Source organism: Pseudogracilibacillus sp. SE30717A (assembly GCF_037071985.1).
GTDB lineage: Bacteria > Bacillota > Bacilli > Bacillales > Amphibacillaceae > Pseudogracilibacillus.
The window spans coordinates 247861-267335 of sequence record NZ_JAXHDF010000003.1 but is presented as its reverse complement, the minus strand read 5'-3'; the positions used below and the strand labels follow the sequence as shown (position 1 = coordinate 267335).

Annotated in this window: 20 protein-coding genes; 7 read left to right on the top strand and 13 right to left on the bottom strand. The window is 34.7% G+C overall.

The annotated features are described in order from the left end of the window. Positions 1-545: 545 nt before the first annotated feature. Both SPD48_RS06395 and fadH read right to left on the bottom strand, forming a co-directional pair. The gene (locus tag SPD48_RS06395; protein ID WP_336257252.1) at positions 546-2918 is read right to left on the bottom strand and encodes a penicillin acylase family protein; all 2373 of its coding nucleotides are present in this window, start codon (positions 2916-2918) and stop codon (positions 546-548) included. Between the two features lie 115 nt (positions 2919-3033). Continuing rightward, positions 3034-3801, bottom strand: a complete 768-nt coding sequence (fadH, locus tag SPD48_RS06390) for a 2,4-dienoyl-CoA reductase (RefSeq protein WP_336257251.1) — start codon at positions 3799-3801, stop codon at positions 3034-3036. 441 nt (positions 3802-4242) lie between these two features. Between fadH and ectA the strand changes: the two genes are divergently transcribed. From ectA to SPD48_RS06375, 3 genes are all read left to right on the top strand, one after another. Continuing rightward, positions 4243-4746: a diaminobutyrate acetyltransferase gene (ectA, locus tag SPD48_RS06385; RefSeq protein WP_336257368.1), complete on the top strand. Its 504-nt coding sequence runs from the start codon at positions 4243-4245 to the stop codon at positions 4744-4746. A 45-nt stretch (positions 4747-4791) separates the two neighbouring features. Beyond that, positions 4792-6069 (top strand): diaminobutyrate--2-oxoglutarate transaminase, encoded by a 1278-nt coding sequence (gene ectB / locus SPD48_RS06380; RefSeq protein WP_336257250.1) that lies wholly within the window; start codon positions 4792-4794, stop codon positions 6067-6069. 126 nt (positions 6070-6195) lie between these two features. After that, a complete protein-coding gene (locus SPD48_RS06375) occupies positions 6196-6591 on the top strand; it encodes an ectoine synthase (protein WP_336257249.1) in 396 nt (131 codons plus the stop codon). Positions 6592-6682: 91 nt separating this feature from the next. Here SPD48_RS06375 and SPD48_RS06370 read toward each other — a convergent pair whose 3' ends face one another. The 3 genes from SPD48_RS06370 to SPD48_RS06360 all read right to left on the bottom strand — a co-directional run bounded on the left by SPD48_RS06370 (position 6683) and on the right by SPD48_RS06360 (position 9719). Beyond that, on the bottom strand, positions 6683-7705 hold the full coding sequence (locus tag SPD48_RS06370) for an acyltransferase family protein (RefSeq protein ID WP_336257248.1): 1023 nt from the start codon (positions 7703-7705) through the stop codon (positions 6683-6685). Positions 7706-7948: 243 nt separating this feature from the next. After that, positions 7949-8725, bottom strand: coding sequence for an aspartate dehydrogenase (gene nadX, locus SPD48_RS06365; protein ID WP_336257247.1), 777 nt, complete (start codon positions 8723-8725; stop codon positions 7949-7951). 25 nt (positions 8726-8750) lie between these two features. Beyond that, positions 8751-9719, bottom strand: coding sequence for an MBL fold metallo-hydrolase (locus SPD48_RS06360; protein ID WP_336257246.1), 969 nt, complete (start codon positions 9717-9719; stop codon positions 8751-8753). Between the two features lie 81 nt (positions 9720-9800). On the opposite strand from SPD48_RS06360, the gene SPD48_RS06355 reads away from it, so the two are divergent. Beyond that, the gene (locus SPD48_RS06355) at positions 9801-10217 is read left to right on the top strand and encodes a hypothetical protein (RefSeq protein ID WP_336257245.1); all 417 of its coding nucleotides are present in this window, start codon (positions 9801-9803) and stop codon (positions 10215-10217) included. Positions 10218-10684: 467 nt separating this feature from the next. Here SPD48_RS06355 and SPD48_RS06350 read toward each other — a convergent pair whose 3' ends face one another. Both SPD48_RS06350 and SPD48_RS06345 read right to left on the bottom strand, forming a co-directional pair. Beyond that, positions 10685-11161 (bottom strand): PaaI family thioesterase, encoded by a 477-nt coding sequence (locus SPD48_RS06350; RefSeq protein WP_336257244.1) that lies wholly within the window; start codon positions 11159-11161, stop codon positions 10685-10687. A gap of 905 nt (positions 11162-12066) precedes the next feature. After that, positions 12067-12717 carry a hypothetical protein gene (locus SPD48_RS06345; RefSeq protein WP_336257243.1) on the bottom strand — a complete coding sequence of 217 codons (651 nt, stop codon included), beginning with the start codon at positions 12715-12717 and terminating at the stop codon, positions 12067-12069. A gap of 384 nt (positions 12718-13101) precedes the next feature. Between SPD48_RS06345 and SPD48_RS06340 the strand changes: the two genes are divergently transcribed. Further along, a complete protein-coding gene (locus SPD48_RS06340; RefSeq protein ID WP_336257242.1) occupies positions 13102-13641 on the top strand; it encodes a DUF420 domain-containing protein in 540 nt (179 codons plus the stop codon). Positions 13642-13684: 43 nt separating this feature from the next. On the opposite strand, the gene SPD48_RS06335 is transcribed toward SPD48_RS06340, so the two are convergent. From SPD48_RS06335 to SPD48_RS06315, 5 genes are all read right to left on the bottom strand, one after another. After that, complete coding sequence (locus SPD48_RS06335) at positions 13685-13969, bottom strand: hypothetical protein (protein WP_336257241.1); 285 nt, start codon at positions 13967-13969, stop codon at positions 13685-13687. A 66-nt stretch (positions 13970-14035) separates the two neighbouring features. Then, positions 14036-14662 carry a hypothetical protein gene (locus SPD48_RS06330; protein ID WP_336257240.1) on the bottom strand — a complete coding sequence of 209 codons (627 nt, stop codon included), beginning with the start codon at positions 14660-14662 and terminating at the stop codon, positions 14036-14038. A 259-nt stretch (positions 14663-14921) separates the two neighbouring features. Further along, positions 14922-15392 carry a hypothetical protein gene (locus tag SPD48_RS06325; protein WP_336257239.1) on the bottom strand — a complete coding sequence of 157 codons (471 nt, stop codon included), beginning with the start codon at positions 15390-15392 and terminating at the stop codon, positions 14922-14924. A 136-nt stretch (positions 15393-15528) separates the two neighbouring features. Further along, positions 15529-16467: an AEC family transporter gene (locus SPD48_RS06320; protein ID WP_336257238.1), complete on the bottom strand. Its 939-nt coding sequence runs from the start codon at positions 16465-16467 to the stop codon at positions 15529-15531. Positions 16468-16543: 76 nt separating this feature from the next. Beyond that, a complete protein-coding gene (locus SPD48_RS06315; protein ID WP_336257237.1) occupies positions 16544-17020 on the bottom strand; it encodes a hypothetical protein in 477 nt (158 codons plus the stop codon). A gap of 195 nt (positions 17021-17215) precedes the next feature. Here SPD48_RS06315 and SPD48_RS06310 point away from each other — a divergent pair, with 195 nt between their 5' ends. Then, a complete protein-coding gene (locus tag SPD48_RS06310) occupies positions 17216-17803 on the top strand; it encodes a DNA-3-methyladenine glycosylase (RefSeq protein WP_336257236.1) in 588 nt (195 codons plus the stop codon). Between the two features lie 65 nt (positions 17804-17868). Beyond that, entirely contained in the window at positions 17869-18381 is a 513-nt protein-coding gene (locus SPD48_RS06305) for a type 1 glutamine amidotransferase domain-containing protein (protein ID WP_442962114.1), read from the top strand. Positions 18382-18515: 134 nt separating this feature from the next. Here the strand turns inward: SPD48_RS06305 and SPD48_RS06300 are convergent, their stop codons facing one another. Then, on the bottom strand, positions 18516-19331 hold the full coding sequence (locus SPD48_RS06300; RefSeq protein ID WP_336257235.1) for a mechanosensitive ion channel family protein: 816 nt from the start codon (positions 19329-19331) through the stop codon (positions 18516-18518). Positions 19332-19475 lie beyond the last annotated feature (144 nt).

Below are 19475 nucleotides of genomic sequence, written 5' to 3'. Positions count from 1 at the left end.
GAAATTCATTTATCGGCGGTGGACCAAATATAACGGCGAATAAAAGTTTATCGGCGAATCAATTTTGGATAACGGCGGATTGGAGTACAATATCGGCGGTGGGGCAAGTTTAACGGCGGGGCAAACTCATTTATCGGCGATAGACCAAATATAACGACGAATAATAGTTTATCGGCGAATCACCTTTGAATAACGGCGGATTGGAGCACAATAACGGTGGTGGGGCAAGATTAACGGCGGGAGAAATTCATTTATCGGCGGTGAACCAAATATAACGGCGAATAATAGTTTATCGGCGAATCAATTTTGGATAACGGCGGATTGGAGCACAATAACGGCGGTGGGGCAAGTTTAACGGCGGGGCAAATTGATTGAGTACAAGCCTTTATGGAAAGAACTAAAGCTGCACTTTTATGTAATAAGAAAATATTTATACTTTATTATCAGCAAAAAATGGCATTCACTGATATCAATAGTGAATGCCATGCCTTAATAAGTAAATTTTTTAATCCATAGCAACCCGATTAAAGTTTATGCTATGTTTTTTACTTTTGTTCGGGGATTAAGGTTAATATGTCCCCTTCATGGTCCGCAATATTCGTTTCATTAAATGTACCTTCTACCCAGTTAGTAGTTTGATCACTATACCATGGACTCTTTAAATGACCTGATTGCCCAGGCCCAACAGTATGATAACCTTTAGATATCTCGGAAAGATCAATAACAAAACGCCAAGAAGCACCGTGATTAACAAGCCCGAATCCATTATGACTTGCTGCTAGTGGGGTAACGGCACTGCCACCAACTGGAAGTGGTTTTTCCTTATGAAAGAGGTAGCCAAGCCATTTATTCGCGCTTGCAATTGGATGTCTGAACTCCACTTGATGATAATCCCCCCATTTCCAATCTGCTGGATTTTTCCCGTAGTCATGTTCCAGATGTTTAATGGTGGAAGTTAATGATGTGTGCAATACTTTTACCATTCCTCCATTATCATCCATCCAAATCGACTTATTACCTAGTCGTAACAATTCATCTGTTGTTTGTCCCTTGCCACTAAATAGCCCCATTACTTCTTCGTCTATTTCCTCATATAATATTAATTCTATCTCACTTATCCATCGATCAAAAATGAGGGGCTGCGGTAAATTTGCATCATCTGAGAAGTTCCAAGTTTCAAGCAGACGTAATACATGTTGTTCTTGTTCGGTTAATGATTCTTCTTTTAGTATTTCAATAAATAAAGGAACAAATTCCCTTGCTCGTAAATTTACTATATCCATTTGTAAGTTTTTCATATCTTGGACCGTTAATTGATCATTTGGTTGCAGCACTTCTACAATTCTTTCATATCGATACGGTTGTGCCCATACATTGCTAATATGATATGGGTAAGAATCTCCAGCTACTTTATTATTAGCAGTAGCAATATATCCTTTTTCAGGATTGATCAGTTTAGGCAGCTCATCAAAAGGAATAAACTCTTTCCATTCATGCTGCTCTTCCCATCCCGGAAGTGGCAATAAAGCATTCTCACCTTCTTTATAAATAGGGATTTTCCCATTTGCCTTATATGCAATTGTCCCGTCCGTAGAGGCGAAAACAAAATTTTGCGCAGGTGCATGAAAATCTTCTAACGCTTTTTCAAACTCCTCCCAATCTTTCGCCTGATTTAATTGTAAAATAGCATGTAATTCTCTTGTTGCATCTAGTGCGGTCCATCGTAATGACAAAACGGTATCCTTACCGCTTTCTTCAGCAAATTCAGAGACGATTGGTCCATGCCTCGTTTCGACCACTTCATAATCGATCGTTTTTTGACCTTTTACTTTAATCGGTTCTTGATGAACGTTAGCTATTTCCCATTCTCCTTCAAATAAAAAAGCATTATCATCGTTTGGATCTCGTTTTTCAATATATAATTGTTGAACATCTGGCCCTGTATTCGTCACTCCCCAAGCAATATGTTCATTATGTCCTAATATAATACCAGGTACTCCTGAAAAGATAACACCACTTACATTTATTTCTTCTGCTTCTAAATGCATTTGGTACCAAATGGAGGGTGTCGATAAACCTAAATGTGGATCATCTGCTAAAAGCGGTTTCCCACTTGCAGTTTTATCTCCACTAACGACCCAGTTATTACTTCCATTAAATGGTTCTGGAATAACTGCCTCCTTAAAGCTAGATGCAATATCAATTTCATCTTCAATAATCGTTTTTCGGTCTTTTGGATAGAACGGGAAGAGTTCATAGGCCTTTTCCCCAGAAAATTGATTTAATAAATAATAATTAAATGCTTGTCGTTCCCAATGTCCTCCCAAGTCAAATGCCATAAATTTACCAATGGTAAGTGAATCAATAGGTGTCCAAGGCTCTGGATTGGCGCCAATTAGTGTAAATTCTATTGGTAGAGAATTAGTTTCAATTGCCTCATTCATATAAGCATTTACACCATCACTAAACCATTGTAAGACATCAATTGTTTCCTGATCGTAAATCTCATATGATTTCTCAGCCGCTCGTCTTAACCCTAATGTACGAAAATACTTATCATTGTTTACAGAAGCTTCTCCGATTACTTCGCTTAATGTTCCTGAAGCTTGTCTGCGAGCTAACTCCATCTGAAATAGTCTGTCCTGTGCTTGGATATATCCTTGTGCGGTATATAGATCTTGAAGGGTTTCTGCTTGAATATGAGGAACACCGCTTTCATCTCTCGTGACAGTCACTTCCTCCTTTAATGGGAGCTCAATCACCCCTTCTGTCTGTGGAAGTGATTTATTAATTTTGTTTGTAAAGTAAAATACACCTCCTGCAGTTAGTAATAAAATTACTATCACAATTGCACTTATCCACCGAATCCATCTTTTCTTCTTCTTTGGCTCTTGAATTGAATAACTTTCTTCGATCAACTATTTTCACCCCTTGTTAATTCAAATTGACTTATCCAAAGCATTTATCATTGCTCTCTATTATTACTAGTTTACCAGTATTTAATGAAAAAAAGCACTTTAAAAATAAAGCGCTTTAAAAAGGTGCTTGATTTAACCATTGTCCGCCATCTATTGCAATTACTTCTCCATTTATATATGATGCCTCTTCAGAAAATAAAAATGAAGCGAGTCCAGCAACTTCTTCCGGGGTACCAAATCGCTTTAATGGAACAGAATCTCTTGTTCGTTCAGCCATTTCTGGTGATAGCATTAACTTTTCGGCTCCACCTGTACGTTCAATTGGTCCAGGTGCTATCGCATTAACTCGTATACCATACTTACTTCCCCATTCTACTGCGAGTGTACGAGTCATACTTAAGACACCGGCTTTTGCTGCTGCATTGTGAACGACTCCCACACCCGCATCCCATGCATATGTAGCAACAATATTTATGATAGATCCTTGTATTTTTTCATTTATCCAATGTTGTCCAACTGCCTTCGTACAATAAAACGTCCCATTTAAAACGATATCAATTACTGAATTCCATCCATTTACAGACAAATCTTCACTCGCTACGATAAAATTACCAGCAGCATTGTTCACTAAATAATCAATTGTTCCAAACGCATTTACTGTCGTATCTACCATTTTCTGAACATCATCTGGATTTCGTACATCCATTGCGACACTTATTATTTCGCCAGTTGCTGTCTTCTTAATCTCATCAATTGCTTTTTCTAACCTTTCACTATTTCTTCCGGTAATGACGACATTTGCACCTTCTTTTGCAAAACGTTTAGCCATATATTTTCCCATACCACTTGATCCACCTGTAACAATTACTGTTTTATGTAACATTTTCTCCCTCCTATAAATACGATGCCACCCTAAAGTGAATGAGTATTCATTCTTTCTTTTATTTAACTATATCAAAATTAATTATTCTTGCAAGATCGAAATATGTTTTTAATTGTAAAAGAATAGGAGATTTTTAAAGATTTTATTCATCTTACTGTCTAATCTGGATGATATTGGAGGGATTGGTAGAGAACCACATGCTTTTTTAATCTCATCCTATCTCAGTTTAAATAAATCCATTAAATCGAGTGTCAGTGAGTTTGCTTTAAAAAATTCCTCTGGTTACTATATTACACATACCAAAAAGAAAACTTGCCGTTTGGTAAGTAGCTAGAAGAGGTATTATTTCTAGCAAGCATTGAAAATAAGAACAATGAATCTTGTTTTCGCTAAAATCTCAGGAGGTGAACCGCCGTTAGTAAAGTACTAGAAAAAACGGCCATAATTGTACGAACTGGAGAAGAAATAAGTTTTAGGGAACCAACCGAAGATGATGGGAGTGAAATGTTCCGCATCGTAAAAGAGTCGCAAGTACTTGATGTTAATTCGTCTTACAGTTATTTAATGTGGAGCAAATATTTCAATAAAACATCCATCATTGCAGAATGTGAAAATAATGAAGTCATAGGATTCGTATCAGGCTTTCTACAGCCAGAATCACCTAACACTTTATTTGTTTGGCAAGTTGCAGTTGATCATAAACATCGTGGAAAAGGATTAGCTACCATGTTAATTGAACAACTGTTAAGCCAATTAAAAGCTGAAAATGTGCGTTATTTAGAGGCGACTGTAACGCCTTCAAATATTCCTTCAAGTAAACTTTTTAAAGGAATTGCGAAAAAGAACAACACGAACTGTACAGTGTTTGAATGTTTTTCGGAGGATCAATTTCCAGATCCAACTCATGAACCGGAAATGACATACCGAATTGGTCCATTAAAGTAAAGATTATTACTATTAAATGATTATATGGAGGTTTAGTATTTTAATATGACAAGAGTAATAGAAAGTCCCAATATTACAATGAACGTTTTTGACGAACTTGAATCAAAGGTGAGAAGCTATAGTCGCGACTTTCCTACAGTGTTTCAAAAGTCAAAAGGATATAAATTATGGGATACAGATGGCAAAGAATATATTGATTTCTTTGCAGGCGCAGGAACATTAAACTACGGTCATAATAACGAAGCGATGAAAAAATTACTCATCGAGTATATAGAGAATGATTCCATTACTCATAGTCTTGATAAGGCAACTGTGGCACGAGGGTCATTTCTAAAAAAATTTAATGAGGTGATCTTGCGTCCGAGAAACTTAGATTATAAAGTGATGTTTCCTGGTCCAACTGGAACTAATGCTGTGGAGAGCGCGTTAAAGTTAGCTCGTAAAATAACAGGTAGAACGAACATCATGAGTTTTACGAACGGATTTCATGGAATGACATTAGGATCTTTAGCAATTACGGGAAACCATTCCAAACGAGCAGGAGCCGGTATTCCGTTAACCCATTCTGTTGCCATGCCTTTTGATCAATATAATGATGATACAGATTCTCTTTCATTAATAGAAAGTTATCTTGAGAATAGTAGCAGTGGTGTCGACCTACCTGCTGCCATCATTGTAGAAACAGTTCAAGGTGAAGGCGGAATTAACGCTGCAAGCATAGAATGGCTGCAGGGGATAGATAAAATAGCCAAAAAGTACGATATCCTTCTCATCGTTGATGATATTCAGGCAGGATGTGGAAGAACAGGAACGTTTTTTAGTTTTGAACCTGCGGGGATAAAACCAGATATTGTTACGCTTTCCAAATCACTGGGAGGATATGGCTTACCTTTAGCGATTACTTTATTTAAAGAAGAACATGATATTTGGGAACCGGGCGAGCATAATGGAACGTTTCGAGGAAATAACCTTGCGTTCGTTGCTGCAACCGAAGCATTAACATATTGGGAAAATGATGATTTAACTAAAGAAGTCAATAAAAAAGCGAAATTGATGAGTGATTTTACTGAAAAAGTAGTGAATGAATACCCTGAATTAAAAGCAGAACCACGTGGACGTGGTATGATGCAAGGAGTCGCCTGCCAGGTCGATGGTATTTCAAATTTAATATGTGAAAAAGCTTTTGAGCGTGGTTTATTAATGGAGACTTCAGGCTCAAATGATGAAGTATTTAAGTTCTTACCCCCATTAATTATTGATGAAGAAGCTCTTCAACAAGGTTTTGATATTATTGAAGAGAGTATTAAAGAAATAGTAAAATAAACTTCCGTTACTATTAGTTCACCATATATATGCTCGAGCATATAGAACTGTGCTCGGGCTTTTGCTATGCTAATGGTAGCGCTTGCTTTATACTAGAGTAAAAGAGTAGAGGAGAGGAAAGTAGACATGATTGTAAGAAACCTAGAAGACATTATCGGAACAGAAAATGAGGTAAAAACAGATACGTGGGCAAGCCGACGTTTCTTATTAAAAAAAGATGGAATGGGCTTTTCCTTTCATGAAACGATTATCTATGCAGGAACGGAGACACATATCCATTATCAAAACCATTTAGAAGCCGTTTACTGTGTTGCCGGAGACGGAGAAATTGAAACAGTAAAAGACGGTAAAGTATATCCGATTAAAAACGGAACGATGTACGCACTAGATAAAAACGATGAACATTACTTACGTGGCGGTAAAGAGGACATGCGTATGATCTGTGTCTTTAACCCACCGCTTGTCGGAACCGAAACACATGATGAAAATGGTGTATATCCACTACTTGATGATGAAGAATAATAACAATAAAAAATCTTCAGCCCTTAAATGGGGACTGAAGATTTTTTAATTTAATATATTAAACTGCTGTATTTATTTGTAAGCATATTATTTAAGCACTCATATGCTTATCGTTTAATTGATCTTTTCGGCGAAAGTATTTCCGTAATCTCGAGGTACTCATCTCAATCAACGGTTGCCATATGCTTACGATAAATTTACTTGATAGCAAGAATACAATTACTGCCGAAATAACGACAAAGCCTAGAAAATCTATGAAGTTATCTAAATGCAATAAATTTGTTTGCCGGAAATATTGAATAATAAAACCGTGCAACAAATAGACATATAGTGTTCTTGATCCTAAATAAGTTAATGAGAAACTTCTTTCAGGAATCCATGCTAATACAGAAGCGGACATAATGATTGACGTTATATATACAGATAGTCTTGCAATACTTCCTAATGTATCTACGCCTAACCGACTATATGACTTTGAAGCGAGTAACCACCCAGAGTTGATATCAGGCAAATAATAAATAGCGACAGCTATCCCCGCCATCAAGACAATAGACACAACTCTAAAGCTGTTTCTTTTTAATATTCGAATCTGTTCCATTGAGGTCCAATAACCTAATAAAAAGAAAGGAAAAAACACAAACGTACGCGATAGGCTAAATGTATGCCCTATTTTATCAAAATATCCTATTAATACACCTACTAAGATTGCTATTGCTATCCCTGCAATTGCTGGTACTTTTCGATACATAATTAATAAAAGATGCCAACAGAATAAGCTAAACAGGAACCATAAGGACCAATGAGGATAGAATACACTATCTGTTAGCCAATTACTTTTTCCAATAAAGAAGTAATATCCAGTATAAATTGCTTGAAAAAGCAGATATGGGACAATTAACTTTTTGGCTAAGTTTAATATATAATTAATATTTCCTGAACCCTTCGCAAAAAATCCTGCTAAAAAAATGAACGCTGGCATATGAAAGGTGTAAATCCATGTATATAAAGTTCCCATGCTTTTGGAGCCATCAATAAATGGTTGGATTAAATGTCCAAAAACAACGAGAAAGATTAATAGCAATTTAGCGTTATCGAAATAAGCATTTCTTTCCATTGAAAATCAATCCTTTTTTTATAGTCTTAGCTAATACTATCGTTTCTCTCTAATAAGTGTATTAAAAACATACCCCATTTCTCAAGGGTTTAAGACTGATTTCCAATGATTTAACCAAATTGTTAATTACTTGTAAAACCTGTTACCATTTTGTTTTATTAAAATATTCTTCAACCTTTAGGTTTATTTCCCGGGCAATATTCGATTGAAACAACTATATTTCAGCTTTTGTAAGATATTGATTTATCCTATTTGAATGTTTTTTGTCATTTTTTTTAAGGTGCCAACAATACTTACAGCAGCTAAATAGCTAGTATTTGGATTAGAGGGAAGTGGTTTATTTTTAATTTCACTTACAAAAGATCCAAATTCTCCTTCAACTTCTATTCTATGTATATTTTCTTTTATCGTAGGATCTGCTATCAACGTCACCTTCGTTTGCTTAAACCCTATTCCAGCTAGTGCTAAAGCAATTGATACATTCATATTTTTTGGATATCTTTCAATCGCCTCTGTTGCCTTACCTTCAAAAACAATTTTTGCTTCCAAAATTTTTTCAGCAACTAACGTGTGTGCAGGCTTCCTTGTAACTAAGTTTACTTTATGAATAATCCCAACCGCAGCACTATTTTGTATTAGATCAAGTCCACCTATTGCTCCAGAAGGTAGATGTATTTGGGTATCATATGTAGTTAGAATGGATTGAATCTGGTTTAAAAATTCCGTGTCTGCTAAAGCTCCTATACTAATAAGCACAATGTCCTTTTCCTTGACTATAATTGGAAGTAAATCTCTAACCGTTTCTACATTGGCAGATTCGACCACTATATCAATCCCTGATTTTAAAAACTCGTCCATATTAGTAAAAACATTCACATTATACGTTTTTTCTAGATGGCTATACTTTTCTTTATTTCGCACATAGACTGCTGTTATATGAAGGTCTTGATTATTTTTTCCGTTTAACTCTTCTAATAAGTATGTTCCAATAGCTCCTGCTCCGATTAAACCTATATTCAATTGAATCCTCCTAAAATTATCATTATCAAACGGTCGAATAATAATATATTCCATTTCTCTCTCTTTTTTGTACGCATTCCATACGTTCCAATCGATCTAAATGTCCAATTATTTCAGACATTACAAGTGGAAATAACGAATAATACCTTTCCTTATAAATAGATTTTGCTAATTCTGCAGCAGTTTTTTCTTTCTTAAGATATTCCATTACTCTACTAGCTCTTTTTTCAATGCGAGCCAATTTTTGATCAATAATCTTATCTGGATACATGATTGTCCTTCCATGACCAGTGTAGATAATCTTTACATCCATGCTTGCTATCTTATTCAAGGAAGCTTCATACATACATAATGAAGGGCTTCTTTTTCCGTCTTTTCCTAATTCGATTAATGCATTGCTTGATGAATGTTCTAAAATATGATCACCAGCAAATAGTATTCCTGACTCCTTATGATATAAAGCAATATGATCTGGAGAATGTCCCAATACTTCAATTATTTTAAATCCAAAAATAGTCTCCTCTTCATGTATAGGACAAATATCTCCTTTTATTCTTTGAGACTTATTTTCATTTATTGCATTCTCTAATTTTTCAATTTGCTGATTTGCTTCCGGTCCACAACCCATTTGGTTGTATAATTTTTCAAAGAAACGTAAACGAAATGTTAAGAACGTTGAATCTCGCTTTAAACGAATCTTAGCATCCGGATGGGCATAGACAGGCAATCGCTTATGTTGACGTATCCTATTCACTAAACCAATATGATCGGCGTGATTATGCGTTAAAACGATGGCATCAATTTCATGCAAGTCAATATGTGCCCGTTGTAATCCTTCAATAAAATATTCCCAACATTCTTCCGTATCAATTCCCGCATCAACCAGAAAAATTTTATTCTGATTTTGTACAAGATAAAAATTATAAGATTGTAATGTTGAATCCGTTGGGACAATAATCGGATGAATAATTGGTGATGTTACAGGTATTCTCATGATGTATCTCCCATGTCTTTATTTACTTATTATATCATGAAGGATAGAATATAATAAACGAACCAAAAAGGATTGGAATCAATGCGAAATGTTATTGTCTTTATTCTCTTTTCAATGATAATAATTACCGGATGCGCTGAAAAGGAAGAACATTGGCGGAAAAGTCCGTTAATATCGTTCAATGATGTAGTATATTATGGAACAGACCAAATTTTTGGAATGACAAAAATGAATGGAGATATGAATGAACCTGATTTTCAAAAAGGACAAGCAAGGTTATATCACATTACATTTTTTGATCATACAGAAGAAAATGTTGGGAAAACATATAAATTAACAGCCTTCCATGAGGAAACAGGTAAAACCGTTGATCTATCTCAAGACGAGATCCAAGGGGAAAATGCAGCAAAAGTTAAATTTGATAAAAGTGGATTCTGGAAAATAGAAGTATTTATTGATGAGGAATTATACACTAGTTTTATAGTTGATGTTACATAGATCATTTAAAAAATAGCCTGCGCTTATTCTAAGCACAGGCATCCATTCCTTTTACCTTCCATTAAAGCACTACAAACTTACCACTATTCATTGACTTACCCATTCCTTCCTAATAGGCAAACCATGGACCACCACTGTTTCATCTTTCTCGGAAACGACTTCGATTTTAAGGAGTGTGAAAAGATATCATTTCTCAGTTGTCTCCCAGATGAAGAAACAACCTAACATGACATACCTCCCTTCATTTTTGTTTAAGCTACTCATATACCTATTCGCCTCTTAATAGGTGAAATATTTTCGCTTGCACCATTATCTTAAGTAAATTAATTCGTATCGTCAAAAGCATGAAATGGCATTTCTCATTCTTTTTTTATAAGCAAAATTCATATTTTCATTAGGACAAAATTACCTTTTTATATGATAAATAGACGTGGTTATTAAAATTTATACAAAATAAATCTTTTTAGTTACTTTTTAAAAGTCGATGGCATAACCGCTGCAATTACTTCCCCTTTTGCACAGCATGTTTCACCGGCAGCGACTTCCACAATTACTTTCCATTTCTTCGGATGGACTTCTTCTACTTTACCAATTGCCTTTAATAATGTTCCCTCTGGAGTCGGTCTAATAAAATCAACTTGTAAAGAAGCAGTAACAAAACGGGGAGGTTCTATACCGTCTCCTGGCTCATACCCATTTTTTCGGTGTAATGCTAAGGCTGCAGATCCAGTTCCATGGCAATCAATTAGCGATGCAATAAGACCTCCATATATAAACCCTGGAATTGCAGTATGCTCTTTACGCGGCTGATAGATTGTTAGTGTTTGATCGCCATCCCATCCAGTTCTTAGATGAAGTCCTGTTTCATTTAATCGTCCACAACCATAGCACCAAGCATAATCATCCGCATATTCATCTTGAATTGCATACTTAATTTCATTCATCGAATTCACTCTCCTAACAATTTTTTTAGAATGGATTTTTTACCGAATAATAATTACTCAACTTTCGCACAAACAAAGTAAGTATAAACAAATACATAGATTAACCCAAAATGCCCTCAATTAATATCATGACAACCCTATTATGATGAAACTGTTTTGCACAAAAAACGTAAACTGCGCAGTAATGAAAATTTGAAACCTTAGTAACTGCTCCGTTGATTTCCACCTCTGGGCAGTTCGCTTTCCGTGGGCACGGCTTCAGCCTCTGAAGCAGAAAACCCACTGCTTCTTAGTCTTCAGACACGTGTTTTTCCCACAGGAGTCGACTGCCCTCCGGCCTCAATCAACCATTGTGATAGTAGTATCAAACTGTGCAAAGTTGCTTACCGAGCACACCCAGCGGAGGAAATATGTGGAGACTCCTATGGGAGCATAGGCCTGGATGAGACTGCGCAGTGCATAGCACATAGGAGGCCGGGCAACCGCCCATGGTAAAGGAGACACTGTGAAAGCAAGCGTAAGCGCAGCTCGAACAGATGTCGCTCTTATGCCCGTGGTGAAAGCGAAACATATTTCTGTAGCGGTTAATCAACTCATCCTTAAATTGTAGTTACTGCACAGTTTATATCAAATATGACGATGAAATATCTTTGAATATAGTTTTCAAGCAATCAATTAATTGAAAATACAACCAAGGAAGTGATCCCTAAACCTCCTAATATAACTGAGGTTTATTTATCTTTCACGCAGCGAAAGTTAAAATAATTATGATAGTAATTATACTATTCTAATTTTAGATTTTCATAATAAGACCACATTCTGCTTATTAAATTCATCCACTATTCAACTACATTTTAAAAGTATAAAAAAACTGCGGATCTAATTCCGCAGTATGACAAATTAACTTACTTATTAATATCCATATCATTCATTTTCCACTTTCCATTTTCTTTAATAAATTCAAAATCAATGGTAAAGCTTGATTCATTCTCATAATCTATTGCACCAAAACCAACAATTACATAGTCAGCTTTTTCTTCATGAGTATACCGAAATTCAAGTTCACCTACATCTTTCTTAGTTAAAAATGGCTGTTCATGTGGGTAAGTTACATTATTAAATTTAAATATATTATTCTTTTTTTCAATGGTAGTTCCTTTTGAAATAATAGATTCAAGGTAATCATAATCCTTTTTATTCTGAGCATCAAAAACCTTGTAAGCTAGATCAACGATTTCCTCATGCTTGTCTCCTTCTTTTTTCTCTGTCGACTCAATCGATGTATCTTGCTTTTCTTCTTTATTCTCATTTGTATCCGGTGTAGACTCTGAATCTTCCTCAAGTTCAGGTTCGGTTACAGTTTCAGGAGCCTTTTCTTCTTCTTGATCTTCGGCTTCTTCTTCTGTTTCCTGTGACTCCTCTTCTAAGTCCGTTTCTTCGGTTGAATCTTCCTGTTTTGTTTCCTCTTCTTTTGTTGGGCTTGACTCTTGAGGAGAGTTACAAGCTGCTAAAATAAAAATAAGTATTATTACTAGTATAAGTGTTAGTCTTTTCACTCTAATACCTCCTCATAATATGTATAGAATATCAAATCAATAGTAAAATACACAAGACTTTTTGTTCATAATAACAATTTTCTAAAAAAACATCATCAAAAAATAAACAAAAAGAACTACTCTGCATCTCTATTTTATCACACTAAATCACTTTGTCTTCTTTTTCCATTATATTAAATAGAGAGGTTATTTCATTTTTAACATAAAAAATTTCATAAAATACCAGTCTTTTGTAGCTAGAATGATCTTTCTCTAATATTTATTGATCACGATTTGCTCACATTTTAAACAAATTCTTCAATGAAAACAAACCCTTCCCTACCGATCTTCGCTTTGTTCATGTTACTATAAAGAAGATGATTAATTAAAAAGTGAGGAAAAAACATGGAAAGAAATCAAGCTAATAAAGATAAAAATTATACACCACATATCATTATTTTAACGATCGTAATCAATTTAATTATCGTTCTTTTGTTTTTCTTACCTAAACAAGATCGGGATATTCCTTTTGATATCACTCTATTACCAAGATTAAATGCAATTTTTAATTCGTTCACATTTATTTTTTTACTCGCTGCATTGTTTTTCATTTTACGTAAGAACATAAAAATGCATCGTAATTTTATTTTTGCTGCGTTCACAACGACTACACTATTTCTTGTTACCTATTTAACGTACCATTATTTAGCTCCAAGTACATCGTATGGTGGAGAGGGTATCTTAAAGTCAATTTATTATTTTATCCTAATTACCCACATCTCTCTAGCACCAATTGTTGTCGCGCTCGCATTATTTTCACTTGTATGGGGATTAACCGGTAAAATTACAAAACATCGAAAAATCGCTCGATGGACAATGCCGATATGGCTTTATGTAAGTTTATCTGGTGTACTTGTATTTATCCTTATTTCTCCATATTACTAATTGGACGACAAAAAACCGCTTCATATTTTAAGAAGCGGTTTTATTATTGAATTAATTGTTTTTTACATTCATAAATAAATTCAGTTGGAGAAGTCTTCACATGATAAGAGTATAAGCCATGAATCGTATGAATATACAATAGACCTCCCTTATCTCCTATTCGCCTAAAAGAAAGATCCAAAACATCTTGTAAAAGAAATTCGCGATAAGCTGTTACAAGTTTATCTCTCATCAAATACATTGTTCGTTTTTCTTCTTGCTCTATTTTATTAATACTTGAAACTTTCCTTATCACTTTATAATATGACTGCTTCGCCAAATAAATCATTAAATCAATCCAAACTATTTATCGTGTCATTGTATTATCTTATACGAATCAATTGACTTTTCCAAACTAAAAACCTTCTGAAAATAAGTCATATAATAATCGTTGTTCAGCTGGATTACTATGAATTCTTGCTAGCATTTTCAATATTTCGAAGTGTAACTGAACTTTTTCATCTTCCGGAAAGTCCATATATTGAAACAATGCAGCTGCTATTAAATGGTTAGCTTTAACATATTTTCGCCAACACTGCTTTTGTATTTGAACAGCTGAATATTGAAATGTTAGCGTTCCCATATTGTAAAAAGACATTTCATATTCTTCTTGGTATAGATGATTCTCTCTAAAAGAAATTAACATCGGAATTATCGGCAACCGATAATGCTTATATAACTTATTGAATACCCGATACATTTGTTTATTTATTTCTGTCTGATTAATGTTGCCTCGGTCAATTAAAACGTAAACAAGCGAGTCAATGCCGTTTTCTTTCGTTTGATAAACAACTAGTGGAATATGTTGCAACTCGGCTGGCTTTTTTACTTGACGCAATATTTTGAACTCAATCAACTGAAAGATATTTGGAAAGAAACCTTCTAAGAATTCTTTAAAGTATGATGAGATGAATGTTTCCATGCGTTTCTCAAAAGTTGGATAGTAAGTCTCTCTCTCTTTTACTAAGACTGCAAAACTCATAATAACACTTCCTCGTATTTTTTAGATGAAGGATCATGATGCACGTCTATTTATTAGTATACTAAAGCACTTCAGAAAGAACAATCGTTCTCCCCAAAATGGGGCTGGGACAAAAGTATTTTATTAAAGAAAAGACGAACTATGTTAGGTTTATGACTGTTTCAGAAATATATACTTTGCTTAACTAATAAATGTTCGTCCTTACCAGTTACGAGTTTTTTTATGTCCCAGCCTCGTTAAATTTTTGTATGTATTGATATCACACTACTACTTCCTGTGGTAGCTTCATATCACGTTTTCTAAAGATAAAGATTTGGATCGGGGTGGAGAACCCAAATGTTATAATTCCAATCACTAAATGCAATACTGCATTGTCTGAATATCTTTTTGCAAGAAAATAAAATGCATAAAAGAACATTGCCATAGGAATGAACGAAACAAATGGAACGAATGAACTCAAAATAAGAGATATCACAACTGCAACTCCATACCATAATGTAAACTTCCCTCTAACAGAAGGGTGAACATCTTGCTCTACCAACAAAGTAAGAAGAAAGGCGTTTACGACAGGAATCCATGCTAACCAAGCAATTTCTCCCTTTCCTTCTCGTTTTGCTATTTTAAACAACCCGATAGCCTGAAAGAAAAATAAAATAATAGCAACGATGAATAGAAATACAAAGAATGCAAAAAACGCAACAATAAAACCCATTAGCAAACCATCTTCCATGGATTACACCTCCTTTTATTACGATATACCAAACTAATGATACCATTTTAATAATAATAATTCTAATTATTCACTGTTTAGAAACATTTTTTTATTTCCTCTTTCTATAAACAATTTTTCTAATAACTAATTTCGTTTAATTATAAAGATACAGTGTCAATAGGTATAAACATGGCAACGAAACAATACATAATGAAGTGGTCAGTAAAACAGCTAAAGAAGAAAAATGCGGATCTGCTCCAAATTGTTGTGCATAGAGCGATATTGTAGGGGCAGAAGGCATCCCAGAAACTAGAACTGCAATAATTAACAAAGAAAAATGAACAGGCAATAAAATAAAAATGAATAAAAATACTGGAATACCGAATAAGCGCAATAAAACGGATTGCCATAAATACTTATTTTTAAGGGTAGTTACGATAGTGTCAAATTTCACCTCAGCAATTAAGCTGCCGATCATCATCATCGATAGAGGAATTGTCATCTTTCCTATCGTCTCGAATGTATTTGCTACCATTTCCGGCAAGGCAATTGGTGAAAGGAAGAAAAAAATCCCTATAACGGTCGCCAAAATTCCCGGATTCCAAAATATCTTTTTCCAATCGATAGTTTTACTGTTTTTTGTAAAAAGATAAATTCCGTACGTCCAAATAAGTACTAAGTAAAAAATATTAAACATGGTCAAGTAGAGTATTCCTTGTTCTTCTAATAAAATATAAATTACTGCATATCCAATAAATCCTTGATTTCCGAATATAATAATTCCTTCGAGTTCACTCTTTTTCATACTCGGAAATTTTGACATTTTTCCTATCCATTTTGCAAGCAATATTGCAATAATCGAAATATATATAGACATGGTAACTAACCATAAAAAATCTTTTACAATCGTAATGGAAAAAGATACATCTAATGAATAAATGATTAAAGCGGGTAAAGTTATATACAATACAAGCTGCGTTATTACTTTATTAGCATGCTCATTTAATACTTTTCTTTTACGTGCCAAAAATCCTATACATGCAATCAAATAAAGAACGATCATTTCGTTAAAAAACAACCCAACTGAATTCATTTTCTACCCTCCTTCTTTACTATATGAAAACGTTTCTATCATGTTTCCAGCAGTAAAGAAGAGGTTATACGATCGATCACGCTTCTTCTATAACCGTCTCGCCCGAAATTCTCTCTCTGTTTCTAAGCATGAATAGTTGAAAAGGAACAGAGTTACCGATTGTTGCAATCCCGATCGCTAAATGGAAAGCAGGTTTGTCGGAATATTTAGCTGCAATATAATAAAATGCATAAAGCATAAATCCTAAAGGAATTAACGGAGTAAAAGGTAAAAAATACGCAAACATTATGGCCACTACAACGGAAACCGCATAAACGATCGTTAATTTCCCCCGTAAACCCGGCTGAACATCTTCCTCTACTACTAAAGGGATTAAAAATCCAGAAGCAACCGGAATCCAAGCAAGCCAGGCTATATTGTTCTTCCCTTCTTTTTTGGCAATTTTATATAATCCAATTGCTTGTAAAATAAAAACAACAATTCCGAAAGCAATAATAAGAAGTAAAAAGGCCATTAACCCTATAAAGAATCCTGCAAAAAATAGATCTTCCATATATACCCTCCTTCCTATGTTCCTTGCTAATTGTTACACATTTCCAAAAAATGCACAACGTATAAACTACCTATGAAAAAACTCCTACTTTCGCTTCTAGCATGCATATTAGAATCTGTTTAAAGCATGTTTATTTTCACCTAACTAGGTTACATACTAGAATAAAATAAACTTGAACAAACAGGAGGTATTTTCATGAAACCCGTGGATACATCTTTTTTTGACTATCCATGTATTGATCTCGCTCAACAGCTACTCGGACATTATCTTGTTCATCAACTTCCTTCTCAGACACTCATCGGCAGAATCGTAGAAACAGAAGCGTATAAAGGACCACAAGATCAAGCTGCACACAGTTTCAATAATCGGCGGACCAAACGGACAGAGATTATGTTTGATAGACCTGGACTAGCCTATATATACCAAATGCATACCCATACATTAATTAATGTTGTTGCAGGTCCGATTGGGGTACCACATGCCGTGCTCATTCGTGCACTGGAACCAATTCAAGGAATTACATATATGCGACTTAATCGGCCAAAAATAAAAAATGATTTCGAATTAACGAACGGACCAGGAAAATTAACAAAAGCACTTCATATAAATATGAACTATTACGGACATGCTTTAACTGACAAACCACTATATATAGTGGAAGGAAAGACTGTAAATGAGATAGACACTTCACCTCGAGTTGGTGTGAGGAACACTGGGGAAGCAGCTGATTATCCTTGGCGTTTTTTTGAAAAAAATAATCCTTTTGTTTCTAAATTTCGTTAATATGTTTTATTAAGCTATAAAAGAGGTATATGAAAAGAAAGTACAATGTAGAGGAGTGACGTATTATGGCAAAAATTGCAACCGTAATGACAGATATGTTTGAGGACTCCGAATATACCGAACCGGCAAATTCATTCCGGGAAAACGGTCATGAGGTAGTAGTGATTGAAAAAGAAAAAGACAACAAAGTAAAAGGAAAAAATGGTACGGAAGTAGAGATCGACGCTAGTATTGATGAAGTCCAGCCAGATGATTTTGATGCTTTATTTATTCCAGGCGGTTTCTCACCGGATCAGCTTAGAGCTGATGATCGTTTCGTTTCCTTTGCAAAAGCGTTTATGGATGCGGATAAACCTGTTTTTGCCATCTGTCACGGTCCGCAATTATTGATTACAGCAAAAACATTGGACGGCAGAGATGCAACAGGGTATAAATCGATCAAAGTTGACTTAGAAAATGCGGGAGCAACCTATCACGATGAAGAGGTTTTCGTATGTCATAATCAACTTGTGACAAGCCGTACACCAGATGACCTGCCCGCTTTTATTAGAGAGTCATTAAAACTATTAAATAAGTAATTGAATAAATTTCTCAGGTTGAAATCATTCAACTGTTAAAAAATCCGAACGCTGATTCATATTTTTCTCATATGAATCCGTTCGGGTTTTTTTAATGTAACCGTCCGACACTCTATGCATGCGAACAGTTCTTTTTAATCTGATTTAATTTCATCTAACACTTCTTTTAATACTTTTCTTAATTTGCGTTCGATATTCCATTGTTCCATATTTTTTGTTTTACAGATAACCCGCAAAACGACATTGGAAGAATCAAATGATTCTACACCCAATACATCAGGGCCTTCAATGATTGCATTTTCCGTTAAAGCAAATGTATCACATGCTTGTTGCATAGTTCTGATTGCTTCATCAATATTTGTATCACAAGTAATAGCAATATCGACAAGTGCTTGCATGTTTCCACGGGAATGGTTACTTACACTCCCAATCTCTCTATTCGGGATATAATAAAGCGTCCCATCAAATCCTCTTAACTTAGTCGTACGTAAACCAATCTCCTCTACAATCCCATCATAACCTGCAAGTGTTACATAATCATCAACGTCAATTTGTTTTTCCAATAAGATAAAAAATCCCGTGACTACATCACTAACTAATCCTTGAGCTCCAAAACCAATTGCAAGTCCAATGATGCCTGCTCCTGCAAGCAAAGCTTTAATATCTAACCCAAATAGTTCAAATACAATTCCTAAAAAAACAAACAATAAAAAATAAGAAAAAATATTACTCGCTATCGATTGTAAGGTCTTTTTTCTTCCAAGTGAAATGGTATCATCTTTAACGGAATTTTCTTGATTATGTTTTCGCTCGAAAGCTTTATGTATTGCCCGTTGGCCAATTGACTTTACAATTAAATAAATAATAATTAAAACGATTAGTTTGACAACAACAATTCCCCAATTAAATAATATTTGCATCCAATTAACTTGTCCAATCCAGTCAATCATACGTATACCTCTTTCATTTAATCTCTTCCAACTTTTTGTTTACCCATATTTTTATAAGATAAACCCGTTCCACTTATTTTACCATGTTTCTTTCAAAGAACAATCCTTAAATCGCGTGCGTTACTTTAGTCTTATGAGTTTGGA